32 protein-coding genes are annotated in these 24,971 nt (G+C 70.6%); 26 read left to right on the top strand and 6 right to left on the bottom strand.

The genetic code is table 11. From position 1 onward, the window contains the following. Positions 1 to 160: 160 nt before the first annotated feature. From ACZ3YO_RS13970 to tgmC, 10 genes are all read left to right on the top strand, one after another. On the top strand, positions 161 to 1,054 hold the full coding sequence (locus tag ACZ3YO_RS13970) for a DUF2268 domain-containing putative Zn-dependent protease (RefSeq protein WP_465569005.1): 894 nt from the start codon (positions 161 to 163) through the stop codon (positions 1,052 to 1,054). 462 nt (positions 1,055 to 1,516) lie between these two features. Next, positions 1,517 to 1,729: a hypothetical protein gene (locus ACZ3YO_RS13965; protein WP_465569004.1), complete on the top strand. Its 213-nt coding sequence runs from the start codon at positions 1,517 to 1,519 to the stop codon at positions 1,727 to 1,729. Beyond that, positions 1,713 to 2,228, top strand: coding sequence for a DUF6879 family protein (locus ACZ3YO_RS13960; protein WP_465569002.1), 516 nt, complete (start codon positions 1,713 to 1,715; stop codon positions 2,226 to 2,228). Before ACZ3YO_RS13965 ends, ACZ3YO_RS13960 begins: the two co-directional genes overlap by 17 nt. After that, on the top strand, positions 2,156 to 2,440 hold the full coding sequence (locus tag ACZ3YO_RS13955) for a helix-turn-helix domain-containing protein (protein ID WP_465569000.1): 285 nt from the start codon (positions 2,156 to 2,158) through the stop codon (positions 2,438 to 2,440). Before ACZ3YO_RS13960 ends, ACZ3YO_RS13955 begins: the two co-directional genes overlap by 73 nt. Before the next feature lie 128 nt (positions 2,441 to 2,568). Beyond that, positions 2,569 to 3,111, top strand: a complete 543-nt coding sequence (locus tag ACZ3YO_RS13950) for a hypothetical protein (RefSeq protein ID WP_465568998.1) — start codon at positions 2,569 to 2,571, stop codon at positions 3,109 to 3,111. A 43-nt stretch (positions 3,112 to 3,154) separates the two neighbouring features. Then, positions 3,155 to 3,922: a transposase gene (locus ACZ3YO_RS13945; protein ID WP_465568996.1), complete on the top strand. Its 768-nt coding sequence runs from the start codon at positions 3,155 to 3,157 to the stop codon at positions 3,920 to 3,922. A gap of 78 nt (positions 3,923 to 4,000) precedes the next feature. Next, positions 4,001 to 4,660, top strand: a complete 660-nt coding sequence (locus ACZ3YO_RS13940; RefSeq protein WP_465568994.1) for a DUF5753 domain-containing protein — start codon at positions 4,001 to 4,003, stop codon at positions 4,658 to 4,660. A gap of 136 nt (positions 4,661 to 4,796) precedes the next feature. After that, entirely contained in the window at positions 4,797 to 5,072 is a 276-nt protein-coding gene (gene tgmA, locus ACZ3YO_RS13935) for a putative ATP-grasp-modified RiPP (RefSeq protein ID WP_465568992.1), read from the top strand. Between the two features lie 29 nt (positions 5,073 to 5,101). Continuing rightward, a complete protein-coding gene (tgmB, locus tag ACZ3YO_RS13930) occupies positions 5,102 to 6,037 on the top strand; it encodes an ATP-grasp ribosomal peptide maturase (RefSeq protein ID WP_465568990.1) in 936 nt (311 codons plus the stop codon). Continuing rightward, entirely contained in the window at positions 6,034 to 7,176 is a 1,143-nt protein-coding gene (gene tgmC, locus ACZ3YO_RS13925; RefSeq protein WP_465568988.1) for an ATP-grasp peptide maturase system methyltransferase, read from the top strand. The genes tgmB and tgmC overlap by 4 nt, the downstream gene beginning before the upstream one ends. A gap of 56 nt (positions 7,177 to 7,232) precedes the next feature. On the opposite strand, the gene ACZ3YO_RS13920 is transcribed toward tgmC, so the two are convergent. Beyond that, positions 7,233 to 7,436, bottom strand: a complete 204-nt coding sequence (locus ACZ3YO_RS13920; protein ID WP_465549042.1) for a DUF397 domain-containing protein — start codon at positions 7,434 to 7,436, stop codon at positions 7,233 to 7,235. Next, positions 7,429 to 8,292 carry a helix-turn-helix domain-containing protein gene (locus ACZ3YO_RS13915; protein WP_465549044.1) on the bottom strand — a complete coding sequence of 288 codons (864 nt, stop codon included), beginning with the start codon at positions 8,290 to 8,292 and terminating at the stop codon, positions 7,429 to 7,431. The genes ACZ3YO_RS13920 and ACZ3YO_RS13915 overlap by 8 nt, the downstream gene beginning before the upstream one ends. A gap of 335 nt (positions 8,293 to 8,627) precedes the next feature. Here ACZ3YO_RS13915 and ACZ3YO_RS13910 point away from each other — a divergent pair, with 335 nt between their 5' ends. The 10 genes from ACZ3YO_RS13910 (at position 8,628) to ACZ3YO_RS13865 (ending at position 14,128) form a co-directional block, all read left to right on the top strand. Beyond that, entirely contained in the window at positions 8,628 to 8,999 is a 372-nt protein-coding gene (locus ACZ3YO_RS13910; RefSeq protein ID WP_465568986.1) for an ATP-binding protein, read from the top strand. Then, complete coding sequence (locus tag ACZ3YO_RS13905; RefSeq protein WP_405360668.1) at positions 8,996 to 9,253, top strand: hypothetical protein; 258 nt, start codon at positions 8,996 to 8,998, stop codon at positions 9,251 to 9,253. The genes ACZ3YO_RS13910 and ACZ3YO_RS13905 overlap by 4 nt, the downstream gene beginning before the upstream one ends. Beyond that, on the top strand, positions 9,241 to 9,480 hold the full coding sequence (locus ACZ3YO_RS13900; protein WP_465568984.1) for a hypothetical protein: 240 nt from the start codon (positions 9,241 to 9,243) through the stop codon (positions 9,478 to 9,480). The genes ACZ3YO_RS13905 and ACZ3YO_RS13900 overlap by 13 nt, the downstream gene beginning before the upstream one ends. Further along, positions 9,477 to 9,758: a hypothetical protein gene (locus tag ACZ3YO_RS13895; RefSeq protein ID WP_465568982.1), complete on the top strand. Its 282-nt coding sequence runs from the start codon at positions 9,477 to 9,479 to the stop codon at positions 9,756 to 9,758. Before ACZ3YO_RS13900 ends, ACZ3YO_RS13895 begins: the two co-directional genes overlap by 4 nt. Before the next feature lie 171 nt (positions 9,759 to 9,929). After that, on the top strand, positions 9,930 to 10,259 hold the full coding sequence (locus tag ACZ3YO_RS13890) for a WXG100 family type VII secretion target (protein WP_465568980.1): 330 nt from the start codon (positions 9,930 to 9,932) through the stop codon (positions 10,257 to 10,259). A gap of 137 nt (positions 10,260 to 10,396) precedes the next feature. Beyond that, on the top strand, positions 10,397 to 11,797 hold the full coding sequence (locus tag ACZ3YO_RS13885) for a hypothetical protein (protein WP_465568979.1): 1,401 nt from the start codon (positions 10,397 to 10,399) through the stop codon (positions 11,795 to 11,797). Beyond that, the gene (locus ACZ3YO_RS13880; protein ID WP_465568976.1) at positions 11,794 to 12,327 is read left to right on the top strand and encodes a hypothetical protein; all 534 of its coding nucleotides are present in this window, start codon (positions 11,794 to 11,796) and stop codon (positions 12,325 to 12,327) included. Before ACZ3YO_RS13885 ends, ACZ3YO_RS13880 begins: the two co-directional genes overlap by 4 nt. Positions 12,328 to 12,419: 92 nt before the next feature. Next, positions 12,420 to 12,908, top strand: coding sequence for a hypothetical protein (locus ACZ3YO_RS13875; protein ID WP_465568973.1), 489 nt, complete (start codon positions 12,420 to 12,422; stop codon positions 12,906 to 12,908). After that, positions 12,905 to 13,234 (top strand): hypothetical protein, encoded by a 330-nt coding sequence (locus ACZ3YO_RS13870; protein WP_465568972.1) that lies wholly within the window; start codon positions 12,905 to 12,907, stop codon positions 13,232 to 13,234. The genes ACZ3YO_RS13875 and ACZ3YO_RS13870 overlap by 4 nt, the downstream gene beginning before the upstream one ends. A 99-nt stretch (positions 13,235 to 13,333) precedes the next feature. Next, entirely contained in the window at positions 13,334 to 14,128 is a 795-nt protein-coding gene (locus ACZ3YO_RS13865; RefSeq protein WP_465568970.1) for a DUF2785 domain-containing protein, read from the top strand. On the opposite strand, the gene ACZ3YO_RS13860 is transcribed toward ACZ3YO_RS13865, so the two are convergent. After that, on the bottom strand, positions 14,118 to 15,038 hold the full coding sequence (locus ACZ3YO_RS13860) for a helix-turn-helix domain-containing protein (protein WP_465568968.1): 921 nt from the start codon (positions 15,036 to 15,038) through the stop codon (positions 14,118 to 14,120). The genes ACZ3YO_RS13865 and ACZ3YO_RS13860 overlap by 11 nt on opposite strands. Positions 15,039 to 15,284: 246 nt before the next feature. On the opposite strand from ACZ3YO_RS13860, the gene ACZ3YO_RS13855 reads away from it, so the two are divergent. Further along, positions 15,285 to 16,667 (top strand): MFS transporter, encoded by a 1,383-nt coding sequence (locus tag ACZ3YO_RS13855; RefSeq protein ID WP_465568966.1) that lies wholly within the window; start codon positions 15,285 to 15,287, stop codon positions 16,665 to 16,667. Between the two features lie 85 nt (positions 16,668 to 16,752). Here the strand turns inward: ACZ3YO_RS13855 and hisC are convergent, their stop codons facing one another. Further along, entirely contained in the window at positions 16,753 to 17,829 is a 1,077-nt protein-coding gene (gene hisC / locus ACZ3YO_RS13850; protein ID WP_465568965.1) for a histidinol-phosphate transaminase, read from the bottom strand. Between the two features lie 385 nt (positions 17,830 to 18,214). On the opposite strand from hisC, the gene ACZ3YO_RS13845 reads away from it, so the two are divergent. The 3 genes from ACZ3YO_RS13845 to ACZ3YO_RS13835 all read left to right on the top strand — a co-directional run bounded on the left by ACZ3YO_RS13845 (position 18,215) and on the right by ACZ3YO_RS13835 (position 22,033). Continuing rightward, positions 18,215 to 19,372 (top strand): LacI family DNA-binding transcriptional regulator, encoded by a 1,158-nt coding sequence (locus ACZ3YO_RS13845; RefSeq protein ID WP_396322911.1) that lies wholly within the window; start codon positions 18,215 to 18,217, stop codon positions 19,370 to 19,372. 167 nt (positions 19,373 to 19,539) lie between these two features. Beyond that, positions 19,540 to 20,838: a metallophosphoesterase family protein gene (locus tag ACZ3YO_RS13840; protein WP_465568963.1), complete on the top strand. Its 1,299-nt coding sequence runs from the start codon at positions 19,540 to 19,542 to the stop codon at positions 20,836 to 20,838. 268 nt (positions 20,839 to 21,106) lie between these two features. Then, a complete protein-coding gene (locus tag ACZ3YO_RS13835; RefSeq protein ID WP_465568961.1) occupies positions 21,107 to 22,033 on the top strand; it encodes a hypothetical protein in 927 nt (308 codons plus the stop codon). 117 nt (positions 22,034 to 22,150) lie between these two features. On the opposite strand, the gene ACZ3YO_RS13830 is transcribed toward ACZ3YO_RS13835, so the two are convergent. After that, a complete protein-coding gene (locus tag ACZ3YO_RS13830; protein WP_465568959.1) occupies positions 22,151 to 23,122 on the bottom strand; it encodes a LysR family transcriptional regulator in 972 nt (323 codons plus the stop codon). Positions 23,123 to 23,247: 125 nt separating this feature from the next. Here ACZ3YO_RS13830 and ACZ3YO_RS13825 point away from each other — a divergent pair, with 125 nt between their 5' ends. Continuing rightward, the gene (locus ACZ3YO_RS13825; RefSeq protein ID WP_465569301.1) at positions 23,248 to 23,643 is read left to right on the top strand and encodes a VOC family protein; all 396 of its coding nucleotides are present in this window, start codon (positions 23,248 to 23,250) and stop codon (positions 23,641 to 23,643) included. Positions 23,644 to 23,744: 101 nt separating this feature from the next. Here ACZ3YO_RS13825 and ACZ3YO_RS13820 read toward each other — a convergent pair whose 3' ends face one another. After that, entirely contained in the window at positions 23,745 to 24,185 is a 441-nt protein-coding gene (locus ACZ3YO_RS13820) for a DUF5994 family protein (RefSeq protein WP_465569299.1), read from the bottom strand. A 266-nt stretch (positions 24,186 to 24,451) separates the two neighbouring features. Here ACZ3YO_RS13820 and ACZ3YO_RS13815 point away from each other — a divergent pair, with 266 nt between their 5' ends. After that, positions 24,452 to 24,883 (top strand): CBS domain-containing protein, encoded by a 432-nt coding sequence (locus tag ACZ3YO_RS13815; protein ID WP_465568957.1) that lies wholly within the window; start codon positions 24,452 to 24,454, stop codon positions 24,881 to 24,883. Positions 24,884 to 24,971: the final 88 nt, after the last annotated feature.

Below are 24,971 nucleotides of genomic sequence, written 5' to 3'. Positions count from 1 at the left end.
CAGGTCGCCCCCCAAGCGCGGCGACGGCCATCACCAAACTCGGCACAGGTGGCCGCAGGGATCTGCCAACGGCCGGTGCTCTCGCCACGCTCCGCCATCGCCGGCACGGTCAACCCGGCTCTTGACCCTCACGCAACGGGAGACCTTACGGTCCCGAGTCATGAAGATCGTTGTTCACGACACGGCGTCCGCCATGACCGACCTCCTGCAACGCCCGGTGGAGGAACGACCCGACGCCCTACGGGAGATCTACAGCCCGCTCCGGAGCGTGATGTCCAAGGTGATGGGCGATGTGGACCTGGTCCGGATGCACCAGCAGCTGGGCAGTGGCTTCCGGATCGACCGTGAGGACGCACGGTACCTGCCGGCCGTACGTCAGATGCAGGACGCCGGGGTGTGGAACCGGATCGAGGACTCCCTCGCCGCCGCGTGGGAGCGGATCAGCCGCGCGGTGCCCGGCGTGAAACACGCCGAGACCGTGCACGTCGTGGTGGTGCTCGGCAACCCCGACGATCACCACCTGACGGTTCGCAGTGCCGGCTTCTTCGGCTCGGGCGGATTCCCGGGCGCGATCCAGCTGACGATCTGGCCCACCGACACCAGCCTGAAGAAGATCGGCCCCGCCGCCGCACACGAGCTCCATCACAACGTGCGCTACGCGAACGTGGTCTGGAACCCGGCGACCGTCACGGTCGGCGAGCAGGTGGTCGCCGAGGGGCTGGCCGAGGCTTTCGTGCGGGAGCTGGCCGGCGAGGAGGCCATGGGCCCGTGGACGAAGGGGCTGACCGGCGCCGAGCTCGACAGCGCCTACGAAAAGGTCACGGCCGGGATCGACGTGGCCGGGATGCAGAACCTGCCCGCGTACGTCTTCGGCGACGCCACCGCACAGCTCATGGGGCATCAACCCGTGGGGTTGCCGGACTTCGCCGGGTACTCGACTGGACTGCGGATCGTGGACGCACACCTGGCGGCCTCCGGTCTGACCGCCGCCCAGAGCGTCGCCCTGCCGGCGCGCGAGATCCTCGTCAACGCGGGCGTGCCGACCGGCGTGTAACCGCCCCGTGGCAAACCCGATCGGCCTCCGGGCCGGACACTGCACAACCCCGGCCCGGAGCGGCGCCTGGGAGTCGACGACGCCACCGGGTGCGGCGACCCGGAATATCGCGTGCGCATCCTGCGGACCAGTCGGGACTTCTGCGATGACGAGGACGGCCGGGCCTGGCACGAGGCCGAGGCTGACATGCGGGCCTACCTGGATGCTCTGGCCGCAGCGCTCACGACACGCTGCGGCGCTCCCGTCCTTGTCGACCTGTGGTCCATTATCTGACTGCCGGCTTGGATGTTCCGCTGTCCGCGGCGTCGTCAACATCGTCAGCTGACGTGCGCCGGGCGTCCGCTGAGCTTGATCTTTAGTCCAACACGGGAAAGTTGCCGGGTCGGCGTAGACACGCCTTCCAGCTCTCCCTAGCGTCAGGACCTGACGGCCCGTTCGGGCCAGTGCGAAGGGGCGATCACAATGACCGACAGCCCGACTCTGACGCGGCTGACCGGTACGTACAACGGTCCGAACTGCGATGACGACGACTGCCCGAACGTCTACGCCACCGACCGCGATACGTTCGTGGTCCAGGGCGACCACTTCGCGGCACTCACGGTTCCGAAGGGCGAGTCCGCGGCGGAGATCCCTCGGCACGTTCTGGAGGAGGCTGTCCGTGCTCTTGGATGGTGACCAGTGGCGCCGACACTTCGACGGGTACCGGCGCGACGCGTTCCGGCTTGAGGCCCAGCCCGCGTACACAATGCCGCGCGAGACCGAGAATCTCGCGAGGTTCCTGCGTGGCGAGCCGAAGCCTGAGAGCCACAATGCGGCCTGGCATCAGCGGGTTCAGGGGTTCGTGTCGTCCGGCAGGACGATCGGCCGCGTCCGGGTGGTGCGCCAACCGCTGACGGACTACCAGCGATATCAGTTCGCCTGGGGGATCCCGGGCAACATTGCGGCCGGTGAGGACATCCGGATTCTGGATGCCACCGACGAGGACTACGGCATCCCTGACCAGGACTGGTGGATGTTCGACGAGAAGTCGGTCGTGCATCTCAACTTCCGCCCGGACGGCACGCAGATCAACCGCGAGTTGGTTGACGAACGGGCGATCGAGTGCCAGGAGTTGAAGAGGCTGGCAATCGCGCGTTCGGTGCCCTTCTCCGACTACGTGAAAGACCACGGGTGACGCTCGATCCCGATCAGCTCGGCCGGTCGAAGCAGGATCTGGCCGGGAGCCTGAGGAAGCTGCGGCTGCAAGCCGGTCTCACCGGAGACCGGCTTGCAGTGCGTTGTGGCATAAGTCAGAGCAAGATCAGCAAGATCGAGACCGGTAGAACCACGCCTAAGGGCTGTCCCGCAATGATCAAGAAGCCCCGCTCGCGGACGCAGGAGCTGTGAGAGGAGATCGCGCGCCATCCGAGCCGACATGAGGTCCGCTGAGCCCGGAAAAACCGTTGGACCCGTGGACGGGGGCGCGTCGTAGGGTTCGGGGCGCGGAGACGCGGTCGGCGGAGAAGGAACGGTGGATGGCGGGACTGTACGAGATCTGGCAGCGGGCAGAGGTGTCGCGCAGGCTCGACGTGTTGTCGGGCTTCATCGCGATGTGCGTGGCGGGGGACGACGACGCGCGACGCCGTCTCGCCCAGCTGGCTACCGACGCGGACGCGGCCCTCTCCATCTCGCCCCCGGATTTGGTGGTCGCCTCGGAGTGCCTGGACGAACTCGTCTGGTGGGCTGACACGGAGTGGGCCGATCACCCTTACCGTCCCGTGGAAGCCCGGCCGGAGGAGGCCGACCGGCAGACGCGTGACTACGCCAAGGATCTCCGGCACGCCGCACTCCCGGTCCACGTCCGGCACGAGATGGTCCGCATCGAACTCAGTCTCGAGGTGCGGTTCCTGGCCTTGTGCCGCCGACCAGGGTTGGACTGTCGGATCCGCCAGGACGTCTTCTACGTCGCCGGGCGTGCCGCGATGGCCCTCGACCTCGGGTACTTGGAGGCGGCAGAGCGGGAGATCCAGCGCATGGAACAGGTGGGTTCCCTGGAGCGGGAGAGCCACTGCAGCTGAATCGCGACTTCCGAGGTCCATAGGTGTGGAACGATCTCATCACGTGGCTGGTGTGATCACGGTATCGGAACCGCATTGGATAGCCCCGTTCAGCGGACTGCAACCGCGCGACTTCCGCAGACTGATCGCTATGTTGCGCCGAGAAGGTGCTGAGCTGACTCGGCGAGGGCGTCCCTGGTCACTGCCGCTGGAGGACCGGGTGCTGCTGGTCATCGCCTACTGGCGCACCAACCTGTCGCTGCGGCAGCTTGCCCCGCTGTTCGGTGTGTCCAAGTTGGCGGCCGACCGGATCGTCGACCACATTGGGCCGTTGCTGGCGCTCAAGCAGCGGCAGCGTTTCCGCGCCGGCACCGTGCTGATCGTCGACGGCACCCTGGTCCCCACCCGCGACCACACGATCGCCGAGCAGTCCAAGAACTACCGGTACTCCACCAACCACCAGGTCGTCATCGACGCTCACACCCGGCTGGTCGTCGCCGTTGGCAAGCCCCTGCCGGGTAACCGGAACGACTGCAAGGCCTGGGAGGAATCCGGCGCCAAGGACGCGGTAGGCCGGACCACGACGATCGCTGACGGCGGCTATCCGGGCACCGGCCTGGTCATCCCGCACCGCCGACCCAAGGGTGGCGAGCTCACCGAGTGGCAGGCCGAGCACAACCGCGAGCACAAGCAGGTCCGGGCCCGCGTCGAGCACGTCTTCGCCCGGATGAAGACCTGGAAGATCCTGCGCGACTGCCGCCTCAAGGGCGATGGCGTGCACCACGCCATGCTCGGCATCGCCCGCCTGCACAACCTCCTCCAGGCCGCGTGAGGCGGGCAACGACCGAGCATCGACTTGCATCCGAGACGTCCGAAGATCAATTACGGGACAGCCCTTAGCCTGGTCGATGTGGAACGCATTCTGCGAGCGCTAAATGCTCCGAAGGATCTGGTCCAGGAGATAACCTCACTTGCAAGAATGGCGAACACCGAGTGGCAGGACAAGCGGTCCTCGTGGCGTCGCGGAATCGAGAAGCGACAGGCCGAGCTGTCGGCCCTGGAGGCCGGCGCCACCGAGATGCGTTGCTTCCTCCCCGCGATGATCACCGGTCTGCTTGCCACGCCGGAGTACATGCACGCCAGCCTCGGGCACTCGACGGGCGACAGGTCAGCGGTCGTCAACCGAAAGCTCGGAAGGCAGCCTGTGCTCTACAACGACTCCAAGTCCTTCACCTTCATCCTGACCGAGCAGGCGGCCAGGTGGGCTCTGCTGCCGCCCCTCGCCATGGCCCTGCAGATCGATCGGCTCGCCTCGGTGGCCCAACTGCCGTCCGTCCGGATCGGTGTGCTGCCGCTGGGCAGATCGCTGACGCGTGGCCCGATGAACACGTTCACGGTCTATGACGATCGACTGGCAACGGTGGAGACCTTCACCAGCCGACTGGTTTTCCGCGACCCCAGAGATGTTGCTCGGCACCTCGACATCTTCGCAATGTTCGAGGAGCGTGCAATATTCGGTGAGGAAGCGAGAAGCCTGCTGGCCGCATGGTCGGCCGCATATCGGGCGTGAACTGCCGCCGGTGGGAACTTTATTCGAGGTCGGGAATTCCGTTGATGGATCGACCTTGGCTACTTAAGTTGATATCTGCACAGAGAGGCCGGTAGGCGTCGACGTTCTGCGCCGACGGACACAAGGAGGCAGGCCGATGAAGCAAACGCTCGTACCCCCGTGGGGCACGACCAGGATGCAGCCGTTCGCGGAGGCCGTCGCGATTCCGGCGTTCACGCCGGTGATCGATCCCGGGACCCAGGTTGCCGTGATCGTGGACGACGACGGCCGCGTGGTCGAGTTGGGGAGCCATGGCACCAGTACGAGCGGCCTGACGCCCACCATGACGAGCCCCGGCGACGGGTCGGGGCCGGGCGGGGCGACCGATGCGGATTCCACTGAGTCGTACGACCAGGACCAGAGTTCCGGCTGATGGCCGACCGATGCGGGTCGGTGTTGGTGATGACCAACTCCCGTGATGTCACCGCGGATGTGGTGCTGCGCGTCCTGGCCGAGCGTGGCGTTCCAGTGGTCCGGCTCGATCCCGGTGCAGACCTCCACGCCAGTGCCTCGCTGACCGCCATGTACGGCATGGGCGGTCAGCGAGGCAGCCTACGCACCCGGAGTCGGGAGCTGGATCTCACGCGGGTCCGGTCCGTTTGGGTGCGCCGGGCCTCTCCGTACGGGGGTCCCGCCCAACTGGAGGAGCAGGACCGGCGGTTCGCGGCCGCCCAGGCGCTGTGGGGTGCCGGAGGGATCCTTGCCTCGCTTCCGGGGGCGCACTACGTCAACCATCCGTGGGCCAACCGGGGGGCCGAGTACAAACCGGCACAGCTCGCGGTCGCGCGGCGGCACGGGTTTCCGGTGCCGGACACGCTGATCACCAACGAACTGAGTGCTGCACAGGAGTTCGTGGCGGCCCAGGCCGGCGGGGTGGTCTACAAGCCGTTGTGGAACACCGCGTACGAGGTGGACGGTCTACCGCGCCAGGTGTGGGTACGGGAGGTGCGCGGCAACGAGCTGACCGCCGGGGTGGAGGTCTGCCCGCACCTGTTCCAGGCCAAGGTGGACAAGGCCTTCGACGTGCGGGTGACGGCAGTCGGTGACCGGCTCTTCGCCATCCGAATCGACAGCCCCGATCTCGACTGGCGTCACCGGCAGGGCCTCATGGAGTGTGCACCGGTTGTGGTGCCCGGGGAGGTGTCGCGCGCTGTCGCGGGCTACCTCGGTGAACTCCGGCTCGTGTACGGCGCGTTCGACTTCGCCGTGACCGGAGCCGGTGAGTGGTACTTCCTTGAGTGCAACCCCAACGGGCAATGGGCATGGCAGCTGCCCGAGACCACCGACGCGATCGCCCAGGCCATCGCTGACCAGTTGCAGAGAGGCCCCGACACATGAGCCCATCCGCAGAACTCCGTGCCGCCCTGGTCGACGGGCTGGCCGAGGACGGCACGCTGACCGATCCCACGTGGCGCAGAGCGGCGGAAGCCGTACCACGTGAGGTGTTCGTCGATTCGTACTTCGAGCCGGTGCCGGAGAGTTCGCCGACCGTCTACCGCCCGGTGCGGCGGAGCGAACCCGGCTGGCTGGAGGGGGTCTACGACGACCGGACGCTGATCACGCAGCTCGACGGCGCGATCCGTCCTGGTGATGTGGACGGGGAGCCGGTCGGCGGCTCCCCGTCCTCCTCGTCCACCCTGCCGTCGCTGGTGCTAGGGATGTGGCAGCAGCTCGGTGCCGCAGACGGGCACCGGGTGCTGGAGGTCGGCACCGGGACGGGGTACTCGACGGCCCTTGGCGCGCACCGGCTCGGCGATGCCAATCTGACGAGCATCGAGTACGACCCGATGGTGGCCGCGGCCGCAGCGGTGGCGCTCGAGGAGGCGGGCTACGCGCCTCGACTGATCACCGGGGACGGCCTGCGCGGGGATCCACACGGTGGCGGGTACGACCGGCTGATTGCCACCTGTTCGGTCCGGTACATCCCGATGCCGTGGCTGCACCAGGTGAAGCCGGGCGGCCGGATCCTGGTCACGCTGTCCGGTTGGAGCTACGCGTCCGGGCTCGCGCTGCTGGCGGTCACCGGGCCGGGGAGCGCGACCGGCCGGTTCCTGCCCGGTTACACCAGCTTCATGATCGCCCGGTCGCACGACCGCCCGCCCCGGCCGGCCCTCGCCCTGCTGCCCGGCCAGGAACGGCCGAGCCGGATCGATCCCGCGATCATCGGCACGTGGACGGGCAGTTGGGTCGCCCAGCTGGCCGCACCCTCGGCGGAACGGATGGGGGCGGGCGGAGCGCAGGTTCTCGTGGACGTGGCCACGGGTTCGCATGCCCGGACGATGCCCGACCCGGGCGGCGGCTGGACCGTGAGCCAGCGCGGGCCTCTGCGGCTCTGGGACCAGGTCGAGCGGGCGGTCGAGGAGTGGCAGGAGGCCGGCGCGCCGCATCAGGAAGGGTTCGGGATCACTGTGTCGGGAGCGGGCCAGCGCGTCTGGATCGGCACGGAGAACGGCCCGGGCTGGGACCTACCGATCTGAGCAGGATGAACCAAAGGAGTCGGCCCCTCGCTCGGGTGAGCGAGGGGCCGATGGGTTCAGGGAGTGGGCTGGGCGTGGCGGTCGAAGTCGCCCGCCTTGATGCCCCGGAGGAACGTGGCGAACCTGGCTGCGGAGGCGCGGAGGACGACGTCGCCGTCATCGGATTCGCGGAGTTCGACCAGGCTACCCAGCCTGCGGACTTCAACGCACGCATTGCTTGAGCCGGAGTAGCTGGACTTCTGCCATGCTGGGCTACCCATTTTTGCTCTCTATCTCTTTCATGACAGTTCGGATGAAGTCTCGGGAATCTTCTTCCGAGAGGGCTACGGACTTCATTCGAGCCAGGATCTCCCGATAGCTCGTCAGTTGGGCCGGCGCATCAAAGAGCGGGCAGCCAAAGCTGAAGTCGATTTGCACGGTGTCCAGTTCAGGCACCGGGCCGTTGATGTAGGTAAAGTTCTCGCTGGGGCCGGGCAGCGACTCGATGTCGAACGGAACAACTCGAACTGAAATTCCTGGGCTCTCGGAATCCTGGATGAGGGCACTGAGCTGCTTGGCAAGGACTTCCGGCCCGCTGAACTGCATGCGAAGTGCGGCTTCATGGACAAACGCGGTGTAGGGCGTGGAGCCCGATCGAACAATGTGCTGCCGCTGGAGCCGGAAGGCCATCCTGAGCTCAATATCCGATCGCGGAAGCGGCGGGATCGCACGAGCAAACACCGAGGCTGCATATGCGGGCGTCTGAAGTAGCCCTGGAATGAAGGTAATGGTGTAGGTGGCGATCCTCTCGGCGTAACCCTCGATCTCCGCCACGTCGAGCAGGTCAGTGGTCAGGCTGGGGCGGTACTCATCCCACCAGCCCTTCCCTCGCTCCCCGATCATGTCGGCGAGTGCGTCGATCAGGGGCTGATTGGCGCACATGCAGGCCGCCGCGATCGCACGAAGGCGTTCCACGCTGACGCCGGTCTTCCCGTTCTCCATCTGCGTCACCTGGGCAGGGGTCACCCCGAGCGTGCGGGCGAGGTGGCTGCCTCCGAAGCCGGCTTGCTCTCTCATCCTTCGCAGTTCGGCGCCGATCCGGCGCTGACGAAGGGTTGGGTTGGGGCGAAGGGCCATGGCGTCCTCTCTGCTCTGCTGAGGTCAGTGTGCCGCGCTGGCTGCGAAGGGGTCCATCGAGGGACGGGCCGCCTCGCCGGGGGCCGGCATCCCACCGGAGAGGGAACCTTGCCGCATCGGGCTTAAATTTCTGGCGGCGTGCGTTATGGTCGTTCTGACATCGATCCGACGGATCGTCAGTAATGCCTGTTTCCAGGGCAGTAGGCGCCTGCTGCCCGCGCACCGCAGAGCAGCCACGCGTGGCATCAACCAGCTCCGCCCTGGCCTGGCTCACGGCGACGTATCCGCCGGTTCGCCGACACCCCACTCCACACGACCTCATCCGGAGGTTCCTCATGCGTGCCTTCAACCCGCCCGACTGGTCCGCCGCCCGCGAGGAGCTGCGCTCCGCCCTCACCTGCGCCTCCTGGCCGGACGACCTCATCCACGACGCCGAACTCGCCCTCCATGAGCTGTACGTCAACGCCTGGCGCCATGGCGGCAGCCCCGCCCCCACCGTGGTCGTCGTCCTCAACCCCGACCGCACCCTGCGCGTCTCCGTCGCCGACGACAGCCCCACCCTCCCCGAACCCCGCACCTGCGCCGACCCCTACCAGCTGTCCGGCCGAGGCCTGCACCTCGTCCGCTCGCTCACCCACCGCTTCGGCACCGACCCCCGCAAGCACGGCGGCAAGGTGGTCTGGTTCGAGCTGGAGGCCGCCGCGTGACCGGCCCCCGCATCCCGCTCTCCCCCGACGACCCCCGCATGCACGACTACACCGACGCCCACGTCACCGCCCTCCTGCGCGAACTCCACGACCGCGGAGCCTGGTTCGGCATCCAGTGGGGCTCCGCCACCACCCACCACAGCACCGTCGACGGCCGCATCCTCGTCAACTTCGGCCACGCCCCCGTCGCCACCCTCCTCAACCTCCTCCACCTCCTCCGCGCCACCGAAAGGGACCAGCCGTGGGAGTCCTGATCCCGATGGCCGGCCAGGCCGTCCACACCGAACGCACCACCCTCGCCTACCTCACCGTCGAGCGCGTCCCCGACGCGGCCCTCCAGCTCCGCGCCGCCGTCGACCTCGACGTCCACGCCGCCCCCGGCGAACACCTCGCCCTCCCCCTCACCCACGACCAGGCCCACGAACTCCTCCACGGCCTCGCCGCCCACCTCGGCCACCGCGTCATCGGCATCCACCGATGAGAACCGGCACCGCGAGCTTCCTCGTCGCCGCCGCCCTCCTCACCCTCCTCGCCCTCGCCCTCGCCACCGTCGCCCTCGGCGTCGTCACCGCCCTCAGAGTCAACGACGAGGACGACCGGCAATCCCCACCCCCCATCACCCGACACGGCCGCTGGGAACTGCGCCAACTACCCGACGGCACCCACGAATACGCCTGGATCGCCCGCCAGGCCGGCCACTACGGCCCCGAAATCCGCCAACCGTCCACCAGACCCGGCCGCCACCGCATACCCAACTGACCCACCGCAGCACGGCACCCGGGCCCTCGCCTCCCAGGCGAGGGCCCGCCGCACGAATCGGCGATCACGCCGCGTGACGGACGCCACACCCAGCGGTCGAAACCACGCGGCCCGTTCCCCCATCAGATCCCCTGACCGATCGGATCGTCAGGGCCATATCAGGGGGAGAAGATGGCGGATGGGCCAGCAGCAGGAGGTCCCGGGTTCAACGTCCGGCCACAGGACCTGAAGACGGCCGCGCCGGCCTTCGCGAAACAGAGTCAGGACCTCAAGACCGCGCTCGACAAGCTGACGCACAGCCTCGCCGACGCCGGCAGCCCCTGGGGCGACGACAAGCAGGGCAAGGAGTTCGCCCAGGCCTACCAGGGTCCGCACGACCACGTGCTCTCCGCGCTCGACGTCCTCGTGAAGGGCCTGGCCAGCATCCACGACGGCCTGGTCGCCCACGCGGACAACCACCTCGACGCCGACCGCCGTGTCCACAAGGACCTCTCCGCATGACCGCGCCGACAGGCGGCCGGCCGTCGCAGGGGGAGCCGGACCATGGGTGAATCCGCAGCCGCGAAGATCGTCCGCAAGACCACCGGCATGTGGTGGCCCGACGCGGACCCCGGCAAGCTCCGCAAGGCCGCCGCCGCATGGGACGCGATGGCCACCGCGATCGACAACGTCACCGCCCCACCAGCCAGGCCGCGGCCGCCCTCATCGAGAACAACCACGGCCCCGCAATGGACGCCTTCGCCACCTTCTGGCACCGCTACTACGAGGGCGGCAAGGGCTGGCTCCCCGACAGCGCCAAGGCCTGCCGCAACCTCGCCGAAGCGCTGCGGAAGTTCGCCGACGAGGTCGACAAGGCCGTCAAGAAGTTGGAGGAGGAGGCCGCCATCGTCGGCGCCTCCCTGGTCGCCGGCACCGCCCTCGCCTTCTTCACCGCCGGACTCTCCGAAGCCGCCGCAGGCGTCGCCACCGCAGGCGTCATCGCCGCCGCCGAGGCCCTCGGCGTCGCCGTCTCCGAAACCATCGCCGCGATCGCCGGAACCGTCCTGACCGGCGTCGTCTTCGGCGCCGTCGAAGCCGTCACCGTCGACCTCGCCGTCGCCCAGCCCATCCGCGTCTCCTTCGGCGACGGCGGCTACAGCCTCACCGAAGCCCTCTCCGCCGCCGAGACCGGCGGCGTCATGGGCGGCGCCGGCAGCGGCCTCGGCGCCGGCGGCCGCGTAGTCGCCACCGCCGCCGAGAGCGCCGACAGCGCCTCCGTCGCCCTCGCCGCCGCCGGCAAACTCGCCGCCGCCGCCGACACCATCCCCGGCCGCATGGTCACCGGCGCCGCCCTCACCGCCGGCGCCGGCGAGGTGTTCCAGACCGGCCCCGTCATGCCCCTCGACCTCGTCCTCGGCGCCGTCGGCGGCGCGGCGGCGCCCGGTCGCGCGAAGACGCCGCACACCGACACCGAGGGCTGGGCCGGCGCGGGATGGGTCGCCGAGCCCTCGGAGTTCGCCGGCAAGGCGTACGAGCAGATCCGCGCGACCGACAACAAGGTCGACCTGCCGAAGATCGCCAAGACCACGGGCGTCGACGAGACCGTGCTCCGCCAGATCAAGGCCCATCTCTTCCGATCGCAGCACGAGGTCGCAACCGGCCCACTCACCACGAAGAAGGGGCTCTTCACCCCCCGCGACGACATCGCCCAGAACTGGCTGGACGCCCAGGCGGGCACGATTAAGCCCAAAAAGCTCGAGCAGTTCAAGGCACTGCTGGCCCACGAGTACATCGAAAGCGAGTTGATGAAGGCCGGTCTGCCCTACGTGTCGAAACATCCGGATGTCTGGGACGAGACGGGTTGGAAGCAGTTCCCGAGGGATTTGGACAACGCCGGCGCCCACGACCTGGCTCCACACTCCGACGAGGGCCACTTCAGACACTGGCCGAAGCTCGGATTGGAGCCACCTTCCACCCTTGCTGGCGATCTTTCGAACATTGATAGCGTGGTTTCCGAGATCAAGCAGGAGCTGCGCAAGAACGGAGTGAAGCTCAAGTGACAGAGGATCCGTCGCGCGTCGTGCTGGACCGTCTGCAGGCCGCCCCTTGGGGTGACTGGGACCTCGCGTACAGCCACGCCCGGTCCCGGGCGCATCTGATGAGCGAGTACCTGCGCCGGTCCGCCTGCTGGGCGAACGCCTTCGGCGCCGAGAAGCTTTGGCCATTCTTCGACATCGGCCAATACATCGACCCGACCGTCCGCGCCGCTCCCGACGTCATGGCCGAACTCGACGAGTTCGTCGACAACACCATTGGCAGGCGCACGCTTGAGGAGACCTGCCGCGGCGCTGTGCACTGGCCCGCCTTCTGCCGCGAGACGACCGCCGACCTTCCCGATCTGCCCGACCCCTACGAACCGCTGCTGCTCATGTTCGAGCGGGGAGGCGGCTTCTACGTCGAGGAAATGATCGAGCTGGACGGCATCGCCATCCCCCTGCGCCGACTGTCCCACTACCTCTCCTCCGCCCCCGCCGTCACGCTCGACCACACCACCCTCGACGCCCTCGATGCCGTCGACACAGCCCGCTGAACGGCCTCAGGACACCCGCAGGCCTGGCCGGTCGACTGCTCGACGTCGAATGGTCCCCCGAGGATTGGGACACTCGCCTGCGCATCTCGCTGATGCGGGAGTTCCTGCGGCGCTCGGCGCTCTGGGCGCAACAGCTCGGTTCGGACGCATGGCCGTTCTTCGACGTGGCCGCCCTGATCGATCCGTCCGTACGCGCGGATTCCGATGTGGTCGAGCGCATCTCACGGAGCTGCGTCCAGCAGCAGTCGGCCGTTCAGCGGAGCTGTGAATGGGCGCTGCATTTCGCCGCTCTCGAAGAGGCCGGCGGAGTCCCGTTCCAGCTCCCGAACCCCTTCGAACCGCTCGTCTCCCTCTTCGAAAACGGCGGCGGCTTCGCCCTCGACGGGACGGGGATGATCAACATCGACGCGGACGCGAGCATGAGCAAGGGCAAGCTGGACGACTGGCTCCGACCGGCTGACACTCCGACGCGGGGCCGAGATCTGCGGACCCGAGAATTCGCAAAGCGCTCCGGAAGAAGACCTGACACCCATCAAGTCCGGCGACCGCAAAGTGGCGCAGATCCTGGAGGAGTACTTTGAGCGAGCATTCCGAGAGCTACGAGGTCACCGCGCATCCGACGCTCGACGCCGACGGCGTCACCATCTGGCAGAAGTACGGCGGAAGGGCCCCGGAGGGGTACTTTTACGACGGGTGGCACAAGATCGTGCCCGGGGACCCCCGCTACGACGAGCTGCTCGCGCAGGCACGGCGGAATCCGCAGCAGAACGCGTATGACGAGGACGACGACGAGGAAGAGGCCACGGTTCACCCCGAGACCCTGGCCATCCTCCAGGAGATGCAGCGGAAGACACGGGAGCGGAACTCCGGCCACGCCCCCGGCGGCCGCCACCGCAAACCCAGCTGAGCACGCACTCGAAGGCCCTCGTCCGCTCCTGGGCGAGGGCCTCGCCGCACGGAAAGAATTCCCGGTGCCGTACGGCAGTGCGGCCCTATCCTGCCTGCCGTGACCGACTGGAGCAGGATCGAAGCCGACGACTGTGCCGTACCCGCCGACCGCTCCCTGGAGGAGCTGGTCCGCGAACTCTCCGCCGCCTTGGCGGATCCCGATCCGTCGGTCCGGGACGGAGCGCCCTACGCCGTCCTCTCGACCTGGATCGAGCGCGGGGTGATCGACGCACCCCGCCGGCTGGCGCTGGGGGACGAGATGGCCGCCCGCTTCCAGGACCGGGAGATCCAGGCCCGCACCTTCGCCCCCCTCGTGCTCGACATGCTGGTGGAGAAGGGGGACTTCAACTCGGCCTGGGTGGACGCGTTCGAGCGTTGGTACCCGGCGGAGCAGGACCTGCGCGGCCATGACGAGAAGCTCGGCTGGCTCCATGCCGTCGCGCACGGCGCGGACCTGCTGGACCGGTTGGGCCGACACCCCGACGTGGATCCGGTACGGATGCTGCACCTCGCCGCCGCCCGGCTGACGGCGCCCACCGATCACGTGCTCGACCAGCTGGAGGACGACCGGCTGGCGAGGGCGATCGCCCGTGTCCTCACCCGGACCGACCTGAGCGAGCACGACGCGACCACGTGGCTGGACCCGATCGCCGCCCGCTTCGGCTCCGACCGCATCATCACCCCGGTCCCCGCGCACGTCACCAACTGCCTGCGCACGCTGCGCCTGCTCTACGTCCTCGCGGACCGGGGCGTCCGGCCGCCGGGCACCGACGCGGCGCCGGAGGCCCTCCACCACGCGGCGGCGGTCAAGGAACGCGTCGCCGCCGTCCTCGACCGGATCGTCAAGCGGTAGGCGCGGAGTTCGGGAGGCCCAGGGCGGCGGTCGGCGCCGCAGCGGCGCTGGCCGCCAGCAGTCGCAGCCCGGCCTCCGACGACGAACCGGGCGCCGCGCTGAAGAGCAGCATCCGGTGGCCGGACGCCTCCGGCAGGGGCAGCGCCTCGAAGTCCAACTCCAGCTCCCCCACCACTGGGTGCCGGAACTCCTTCGTCCCGAACAGGCAGTCGTGCACCGGGTGGCGTGACCAGAGCGCCGCGAACTCCGCGCTCTTCATCGACAACTCTCCGATGACCTCGGCCAGTTGACGATCATCCTGGTAACGCCCTGCGGCCAGCCGCAGGAACGCCACCTGGGCCCGCGCCTCGGTCTCCCAGTGCGGGTACAACTCCCGGGTGCGCGGATCGAGGAAGAGCAGCCGGCTCAGGTTCGGCCGGTCCGCCGGCCGCTCGGGGGCCGCAAGGTCGACGTGCCCGGCCAGCAGGGCGTGGCCGAGCGGGTTCCAGGCCAGCACCTCGTTGCGGCGGCCGACCACCACCGCCGGGACGTCGACCATCGCCGCGATCAGCTGCCGGACGGCCGGCCTCGCCCGCTCGAACCGCTCGGCGGCCGCCCGCCCCTTCGCCGAACGGCCCGGGCGGGCCAGGTTGCGCAGGTGGGCGTGCTCGTCGGCGTCGAGCCGCAGGGCCCGGGCGATGGCATCCAGCACCTCGTCGGAGACGTTGCGGCTCTGCCCCTGCTCCAGCCGCGTGTAGTAGGTGATGCTGACGCCCGCCAGCTGGGCCAGCTCCTCGCGCCGCAGGCCGGGCACCCGTCGCCTCGTCCCGTACGTGGTCAGGCCGACGTCCTCGGGTTGCAGCCGGGCGCGGCGGGTGCGCAGGAACTCGCCCAGCTCGGTCGGTGTCTCGGGTGCGGTGGCTGCGGTCATGGACTCCAGTCAACACCGCCGGGCGCCACGGAGCCTGTCACTGTCAGTGCCACCCTTCGCGGGGGTCTGGGTACCCCGGGCGCCGCCGCACAGGCTGATGCCGCACCCCGAGACCTCGTCGAGTCGAAAGGCAGCTGACCGATGACCGCCACCCTGTCCGAAGCACCCGAAGCACCCGGAACACCCGAAGCCCCCGGAACATCCGGAACATCCGGAACACCATCAGCCCCCAGGACCACCACCGGCATGACCGGCCGGCAGCGGCTCGTCCTGGTCGTGCTGCTGGCAGCCCAGTTCATGCTGGCCGTGGACTTCTCGATCCTGAACGTCGCCCTGCCGGTGATCGGCCAGGGCCTCGGCTTCGGGCTCGGCAGCCTGCAGTGGATCGCCACCTCGTTCGCCCTCGCCGCCGCCGGCTTCACCCTGCTCTTCGGGCGGGTGGCCGACCTCGTCGGACGGCGCCGGGTCTTCCTGCTCGGCCTGGCCGTGCTCGGCGTCTCGTCCCTGGTCGGCGGCCTGGCCACCAGCCCCGGAATGCTGCTGGCCGCCCGGGTCGCCCAGGGCCTGGCCACCGCCGCCGTCACCCCGGCCGGGCTGGCGCTGCTCACCACGGCCTTCCCCGAGGGGCCGCTGCGCGCCCGGGCGCTGGGCCTGAACGGCGCACTGATGTCGGCCGGCTTCACCTCGGGCGCGGTGCTCGGCGGGCTGCTCACCGACCTGCTCAGCTGGCGCTGGGCCTTCTTCGTCAACGTGCCGGTCGCCCTGGCCGTGCTGCTGGTCGCCCCCCGGGTGATCGCGGAGAGCCTCCCCCGGCCCTCGGCCGGGGGGACCCCCTTGCAGGGGCGGAGCCGGATGGACCTTCCGGGCGCGGTCACCGTCACCGGCGGCCTGCTCGCCCTGATCTACGGGCTGACGACGGCCGGCGAGCACGGCTGGGGCGACCCGCTGGCACTCGGGGCGCTCGCTCTGGCCGCGGTGCTGCTGACGGCGTTCTGGTTCGTCGAGCGGTCCGCCGCGGCCCCGCTGGTGCCGGTCCGGGTGCTGCGGCGGCGCACGGTGGTCTGGGGCAACGCGGCCGGGCTGCTGGCCTTCGCCACCGAGACCTCGCTGGTCTTCCTGCTGACCCTCTACCTGCAGCGGGTGCTCGGCTTCTCCCCGCTGGCCACCGGCCTGGCCTTCGGCGTGCTGGGCGCGGGCACCGTGGTCGGCGGGGTGGCGGCACCGCGGCTGATCGGCCGGCTCGGCAGCCGGGGCGCGCTGATCGCGGGCTTCCTCGTCCAGGCGGTGGCGACCGCCTCGCTGGTCCTGCTCGGCGCGGACCGGGCCTGGCTGGGCCTGCTGCTGGCGGCGACCTTCGTCGGCGGGGTGGGCAACATGCTGGCGATCGTCGGCTTCATGGTGACGGCCACCTCGGGCCTGCCGGACGAGGAGCAGGGGCTGGCCACCGGCGTCGCCACGATGACCCAGCAGGTCGGCATCACCCTGGGCACCCCGGTGATGAGCGCGGTCGCGACCGCGGCCGCCGCGGGCACCACCGTGCTCACCGGCGTCGGCTGGGCGATCGCCGTGAACGCCGCCCTGGTGCTGCTGGCCGCCGCCGCCTCGGCGCTCTTCCTGCGGCGCGGGTGAGGCCGGCGGCAGAACGACGGAGTGGGAAGTCGGACCGACCGACTTCCCACTCCGTCGTGGTGCGTGGCAGAGCCCCTCGCGCGTCCTACAGCTCCTTGCGGAAGGCCTCGGCCACCGCGAGGAAGATCGAGTTGCCCTCGACCTCGCCGATCGAGATCCGGACGCCCTCCGGGAACGGGCGGACGATCACGCCGGCCGCGGCGCAGGCGGCCGCGAACTCCTGCGAGCGCTCGCCGAGCGCCAGCCAGACGAAGTTGGCCTGCGAGTCCGGGATCTCCCAGCCCTGGGCGCGCAGCCCGGCGACGACCCGGGTGCGCTCCTCGACCAGCGCCTCGACCCGGACCATCAGGGCCTCCTCGGCCCGCAGCGAGGCGACGGCGGCGTCCTGGGCGAGCTGGGTGACGCCGAACGGCACCGCGGTCTTGCGCAGCGCGGTGGCCACCGGCTCGTGCGCGATCGCGAAGCCGACCCGCAGGCCCGCCAGGCCGTACGCCTTGGAGAACGTCCGCAGCACGCAGACGTTGGGGCGGTCGCGGTAGAGCTCGATGCCGTTGGGGACCTCGGGGTCACGGATGAACTCGATGTACGCCTCGTCGACGACCACCAGGATGTCGGCGGGCACGGCGTCCAGGAAGCGCTCCAGCTCGGCGCGGTGGATCACGTTGCCGGTGGGGTTGTTCGGGTTGCAGACGAAGATCAGCCGGGTCCGCTCGGTGACGGCGGCCAGCATCGCGTCCAGGTCGTGGTCCCCGCCCTCGGTGAGCGGGACCGGGACGGGGGTCGCGCCAGCGACCTGGGTGATGATCGGGTAGGCCTCGAAGGAGCGCCAGGCGAAGATGACCTCGTCGCCCGGGCCGGCGGTGGAGAGGATCAGGGACTGGGCGACGCCGACCGAGCCGGTGCCGGTGGCGATGTGCTCGGCCGGGACGCCGAAGTGCGCCGCCAGCTCGGCGGTCAGCTCGGTGCCCGCCATGTCCGGGTACCGGTTGAACGAGCCGGCCGCCTTGACCGCCGCGTCGAGCACGCCGGGCAGCGGCTCGTACGGGTTCTCGTTGGAGGACAGCTTGTAGGCGTCGGCGCCGGCCGGCTTGCCGGGCTTGTAGGTGGGGATGCCGTCCAGGGTCGGCCTCAGCCGGGGCCCCTGCGGTGCCGTTCCACTCACGGTCCTGCTCCTTCTCTTCCACTCGGTCGAGCTCGGTCGAGCTCGCGGCGTTCTCACCGCTTCGAGCTGCTTCCGGCGCGTCCACGCCCGTCTCGGACGGGATCGCCGCCCGGCCCGGGAACTCGCAACGCACCCGGACCACCCCGGTCGGGTGCCCTGAACGATACCGACCGCGCTCACCCGTAGGAGTGAGATGCCCGGTCGGGTTATGGGCGCAGATCAGCCATTCTGGCGGGTTCCATTGGCACATGTCAGAGGTAAGACGGCTGGTTTCGTGCGGGTATCGAAGGGGCGCGCAGAGGCTCACTCTTGGAGAAACGTATCTCCAAGGGCCCCCGATGCGCCGGTCACAGACCCTTGTCAGGAGCCATACGATCGGTCCGCCATGACAGCAGCAGCCAACCAGAGCGGTCGGCGACCCACCACCTCACGGCGTCTGGAGCGGGCCGGCATCCGGGATGTGGCAGCAGCCGCAGGAGTGTCGATCACCACCGTCTCCGACGCGTTGAACGGTAAGGGCCGCCTGCCCGACGAGACCAGAAGCCGGGTGCGCGAGGTCGCCGAACGCCTCGGCTACCGCCCCTCGGCCGCCGCCCGCACCCTGCGCACCGGGCGCTCGGGCCTGATCGGACTGACCGTCACCACGTACGGCGAGGAACCCTTCACCTTCACCGAGTTCGCCTACTTCGCCGAGATGGCCCGCGCCGCGACCAGTGCCGCGCTCGGCCGGGGCTACGCGCTGGTGGTGCTGCCCGCCTCCTCCCGGCACGACGTCTGGGGCAACATCGCCCTCGACGGCACCGTGGTGATCGACCCGCCCGACCAGGACCCGCTGGTCAGCGAGCTCTACCGGTCCGGCGTCCCGGTGGTCAGCGACGGCAAGCCCGGCAACTGCCCGGTCACCGCCTGGGTCGACAACGACCACGAGGCCGCCGTGCTCGGCATCCTCGACCACCTCTCCGAGGCCGGCGCCCGCCGGATCGGCCTGCTCACCGGCACCAGCACCGACACCTACACCCGGCTCTCCACCGAGGCCTACCTCGCCTGGTGCGCCAAGGTCGGCCAGGAGCCGGTCTACGAGGCCTACCCCGCGCACGACCCGGCCGCCGGCGCCGTCGCCGCCGACCGGCTGCTCGCCCGCCCCGACCGGCCCGACGCCGTCTACGGCCTCTTCGACCCCAACGGAACCGACCTGCTCGCCGCCGCCCGCCGGTACGGCCTGCGGGTGCCGGACGACCTGCTGCTCGTCTGCTGCAGCGAGAGCGACGTCTACGCGGCCACCGAGCCGCCGATCACCACGCTCTCGCTCAAGCCCCGGCGGATCGGCACCACCGTCGTCAACCTGCTCATCGACGCCATCGAGGGAGTGGACTCCGGGACGGGCGTCGACATCGCCCGACTCTTCCCGCCCCGGTTCCGCACCGCCGGCAACGGCCCGCCGCCCGGCACCCTGATGCCCACCGAGCTGATCGTCCGCGCGTCCTCCCAGCGCCGGAGCCCGCGCACCACGGTCAGCCCGCCGCGCCCGCCGGGCGAGGTGTAGGACCGCCCTGGGCTCGCCGCCCGCACCCGTGCGACGAGCCCAGAGGCGGTCTAGACCATACCTAGCCGGGACAAAACGGACCTGACGGACCACCCGGCTGACGCTCCGGAGGATTGGATACCCACCAGGTGACGACGCCGGGAGAGTGGTCTTCCTATGATGGGCGAATGACACCCGAGGACCGCTTCCCCGGGCCTGAACACCCGGACTCAGGCCCCCGCCACCAGCCGGACCTCGACGTGCTGCCCTACGGCACCTACTACGAACCGGAGCCGGCCGGGTACGCCGAGGCGGCGTACGAGTCGGAGACGTACAGCGGCTACGGCGGCGCCCGCTACCTCGAACAGCACTGGCCGGGCGCCGGACACCCGGAGAACGGCCACGATCCGCAGCGGGACGGCCACGGCCGGCCGGAGCACCACCACCCGCAGGACCACGGCCTGCCGGACCACCACGGCCCGCAGAACCACGGCCGCCAGGACCACCACCCGCAGGACCACCACGGCCCGCAGGCCGCGCACGCCGGGTACGAGCCGACGCTCCCCGACCGGCCCTCGCCCGCGCACCAGAGCGACGACCCGCCGACCATCGAGCTCGGCCCCCCGTTCGCCGAGCCCGGACTGCCGTACCACCCCTACCCCGCGCCCGCCCCGAACGAGCCGCCCGGCCCGCTCTACGTCGTCGGCGACGTGCACGGCTACCTCGACGAACTGCTCGCCGAGCTGCGCCACCAGGGCCTGATCGACGCCGACGGCCACTGGTCGGCCGGCCGCTCCCGGATCTGGTTCCTCGGCGACTTCACCGACCGCGGCCCGGACGGCATCGGCGTCATCGACCTGGTCATGCAGCTCGCCGCCGAGGCCGCCGCCGCCGGTGGCTACTGCCGGGCCCTGATGGGCAATCACGAACTGCTCTTCCTCGGCGCCTCCCGGTACGGCGACGAGCCCGTCCAGTCCACCGCCGGCACCGCCTCCTTCCTCGCCGCCTGGCGGCTCAACGGCGGCCAGCAGCACGACCTGGACCGGCTGGAGGCGCACCACGTCAGCTGGCTCTCCCGGCTCCCCGCCATGGCGCTGGAGGACGGCCACCTGCTGCTGCACTCCGACACCACCGCGTACCTGGAGTACGGCGAGTCCATCGCCGAGGTCAACGACGCCGTCCACGACCTGCTCGCCGACGAGGGCGTGGACGAGTGGTGGGACTGCTTCCGCCGGTTCACCAAGCGCTTCGCCTTCCGCGGCGACGCCGGGCCGCAGGCCGTCCACGAGCTACTCGACACCTACGGCGGCTCGCGCATCGTGCACGGGCACAGCCCGATCCCGTACCTCACCGGCGCGGTGCACGCCGACGACGGCGCGCCGCTGCACATCCCCGGGCCGTACATCTACGCGGACGACCTCGCCGTGGCGATGGACGGCGGCGTCACCATGGAGGGACGCCTGCTGGTCGCGCGACTGCCGATCTGACGGTCAGACAGTCCTACCGGGCCGCTGGGCCGGAAGTCCGCCCGGGCGGCCCACCGAACACCCGTTCCCGGCGCCCGGGCCGGCCCGCACGCGCGGCCCGGGGCGCGAAATTCCGGAAAGTTACTGTCAGCGCGACCGCACCCGCCCCTACCATCGAGGCACACCACACCCGGCCGCCCGTGTGGCGGCCGTCTCCGTGCCCGTCCCTGCCCGCCCGCGGGCCTGGGCACGGGGGTCCCCCCGGCCGGAGGCCGGGGGATGGGTTCGCATGAACGGGGTCCCCATGAACAACGCCCCGCACCTGCTCGCCGAGGACCGCCCGGACTTCGAGCGCCTCCTCGACGAAGCACTGCGCGACGGCACCATCCTGACCGCCCTGCGCACGCCCGGCGCCCTCACCGGCGACCAGCTGCGCATCCAGACCCTGCGCGCCGCCGACGGCGTCGCGGCAGCGGCGGCCACCGAGTACCAGCACTACCTCCGGCTGCGGGAGAGCCTGCGCAGCACACCTCCGCCCGCCCAGGACGGTGAACCCACCGCCCCCGGGCTGCTCACCCAGCTGCGCTCCGCCAACGGCGGCGCCGGGCTCTTCCCGGTGCTCACCGTCCTCACCCCGATCCTCGCCTGGACCGCCGCACTGGTCCTGCTGCTCCTCGGGTACGGGCTGCGTGCCGCCGACCCCGAGATGGCACTAGCCCGCTCGGTACTGACTGCCGGCTGGCTCGCCCTGGCCGCCGGGGTCGCCGCGATGGCGGTCGGCATCGTCGGGCTGATCCTCACCGCCCTGCGGGACGGCTCCACCGTGCCCGCCCCGGCCGGGGCCGACCCTGACCTCGCCGCCGAGCTGGCCGAGGCCCGGCGCGAGTGGCAGCGCGCACTGCGCGACCGGGCGCTGCTGCCGTACCTGCACACCGCCCTGCGCGCCGACCCGGCACCGCCGACGGCCGCCGTCATACCGGCGCAGGCGGGGGAGGCGGCCCGGCCCGACGCACCCCGGCCCGACCCCTCCCGGCCCGATTTCAGCAGCCCCGACTTCAGCAGCCCCGGCTACACCGGACCGGGTTTCAGCAGCCCCGGCGCCGAGGGGCTCACCGACCAGGAGGGCCGGGAGCCGCGCACCGCCACCTTCACCACCCCGGACTTCACCGGCCCCGGCTACACGCCGCCGGCCTTCACCAGCCCCGACGACGTCTGAGGCCGAGGACCCGCCCCGGCCGCACCGGGGCGGGCGGGGCGGGCCGGGGCGGGCGCCCGCAGCAGGGCCGGGCCGTCGGTCGCCGGGCCGCAGCCGGCGGACGGGCCGCCGGATCGATCACTCGTCCGTCGCGGCGGCCTCCGTAGCGGCGGCATCCGTCGCGGTGGCATCCGTCGCGGTGGCATCCCTGGCGGTGGCATCCGCAGCGGCGGCATCCGTCGCGGCGCGGACGAATGCGCGGACCCGCTCGGTGGTGTTGCTCTCCCTCCAGACCAGCCCCCGTTCGATCGGCGGCGCGTCGTGGACCGGCACGTAGGCGATGTCGGGGCGGGGGTAGTACCGCCGGGAGTGCTCGCCGACGGGCAGCACACCCTGGCCCAGTGCGACGAGGGTGAGCATCTCCGAGAAGGTGTTGCCCACCGGCCCCTTCGGCACCGGCCGGCCGGACGGGGTCCGGTCGGCCGTCCGGTCCCGCTTGAACCCGGCCGAGGTGGCCGCCGGGTACTGCACCACCGGATGGTCGCCGAGGACTTCGGCCGACACCCGGGCCTCCCGCGCCAGCGGATGCCCGGCGGCCACCGCCAGCACCCGCCGCTCCGAGAGCAGCACCGGCCCGCAGACCAGGCCGTCGCCGTCGAAGGGGTAGGCGGCGATGAGCAGGTCGACGGAGCCGTCCAGCAGGCTCGGACGGGAGTTGAAGAGCTGCACCTCGCGCACGTCGACCCGGCAGCCGGGGTGGCGCTCGCCGAACAGCCGGACGGCCCCGAGCAGCACCGGCGCGGTCCACTCCCCGAGGAACGCGACCCGCAGCTCCCCGGTCACCCCGCGCCCGGCGTCCACCGCCCGCCGCACCGCCTCCTCGAACCCCACGACCAGCGGCGCCAGGTCGTCCGCCAGGCGCTGCCCGATCGCGGTCGGCCGGACGGTACGGCTGGTCCGCTCGAAGAGCCGGGCGCCCGTCCGGCGCTCCAACTTCCCGATGACCTGGCTGATCCGCCCGGTGGTCACGCCCAGTCGCTCGGCGGTCCGCCCGAAGTGCAGCTCCTCGGCGAGCGTCAGGAAAGCCTCGATCTCGTGCCGCTCCCACATACCCCGACATCCGATCGTTGAGTCCGACTCAACGATCCTAGTGCAGACGTGCGTTGATGACGCCCCCCGAACAGCGGATCATGGAACACGTCACCAGGACCACCGCCCACCCCCGGGAGCCCACCATGGCCGCCGTCCGCATCAAGGCCTTCGACCACCTCGTCCTCAACGTCCAGGACGTCGAGCGCTCGCTGGAGTTCTACGTCGGCCTGCTCGGCCTGGAGCCCGTCCGGGTCGACGAGTGGCGGGCCGGGAGCGTCTCGTTCCCCTCGGTGCGGATCACCCCGGAGACCATCATCGACCTGAGCCACCGCGAGCGCGGCGAGTCCAACGTCGACCATCTCTGTCTGACGGTGGACCCGCTGGACTGGCAGGAGGTCATCGACTCCGGCGTCTTCACCGTCCTCGAAGGCCCCGTCTCCCGCTACGGCGCACGCGGCAACGCGACCTCCGTCTACGTCCAGGACCCGGACGGCAACACCGTCGAGCTCCGCTGGTACCCGGAGGACGCGGCGCAGTAGCCGGCCCCGCACATCCACGCGGCCTCCTTCGCGACTCGCGGCCTCCTTCGCGGCCCGTCCAGGTCACGGCCTCCTTCACGGCCTCCTTCACGACCCCCGGTTCAGGCGAGCAGCTCGGCCGCCGGCGTGTGGTTGCCGGCCGCAGCGGCGCCCGCCATCGCGAACGCCGCGATCCCCGGGTCGGTGCCGGGCGGAACCACCAGCAGGAGGAAGTGGTCCTGGAAGCCCCGGGTGAGGCTGATGGTCTCGTCGCTGGCGGCGAACCAGCCGATCCGCACGACGAGCCCATCCACCACGACCGACCGGGGAATGTCGCTCCAGGCCGCGGAGTCCAGGCCGACCCGGACGATCCGGCCCAGGTGGACGCCGAGCGCGGTGATCAGATCCGGCAGCTCGGCCTGGATGTCGTTGGACCGGGGCCACCACGCCCCGTCGAACACGCCCGCGCGCGACATCGTCGGCTCCAGCACGAGACGCGGAAGCAGCGGGACCCCAGGGGTCGACCACGGCCCCGCGGCGGAGATGGGAAGAGGAATCGGCATCATCACGAGCCGCCCGTCAGGCCCTTCGGGAAGGACCGCATCATGACCCAGGGCGACACCGGTGCGAGTACCGGTATTCCACATGTCCTCGGTTGCCTCCCAGGCTACTCCGGCCGGACCCCCGGGAAGGCCCCGCCGGGAGTAGCCTGGACCTATCCAGGGCAACTCGTATCCCGGTCACCGATCCGGCCTCGTTCTGGGTGTACGACAGCACCGGGCAGCCGCAGACGGGCCGCCCGGAGGCGGGCTCGGGCGACACCATGACCGTGACCATCAGAAGCACCCCTCCCGCACGGCCGGCCGGCCCCGCCCTCACGGTCGCCGACGCCATGGAGCCGTACGAGTACCAGATCACCGACGACAGCACCGTGGACCAGGCGAACGACATCCTCCACAGCGCGAACGTCGCCTACCTGGTCGTCCGCGACCACAACGGGCTCTGCGCGGGCCTGGTGACCCGGATCGGGCTCCGCCCGTTCCTCGCCCGCTCCTGGTACACGGAGCACATCCCGGTCCGCGACACCATGCACCAGCGCGGCCCGTTCGCCTGGCCCACCATGGCCCTGGACAGTGCCGCCCTGGCGATGCGGATCAAGCGACTTGCGGTCTGGCCCGTCATCGACGACGACGGCTACCTCCTCGGCATCCTCACCGCCGAGCGCGTCACCGCCATGACGGCCGCCCGCGCCGCCGCGTGACGGCGCAACCGACCGAGCACCGGAGCACGGCGGTGCCGGCCCGGAGACACTCCGGGCCGGCACCGGCGAGCGACGCGGCGTCAGTCAG

It is taken from the genome of Kitasatospora sp. NPDC022785, assembly GCF_055561295.1.
Note: the sequence above shows the minus strand (reverse complement) of the source record. Positions and strands in the feature narration are given on the sequence as shown.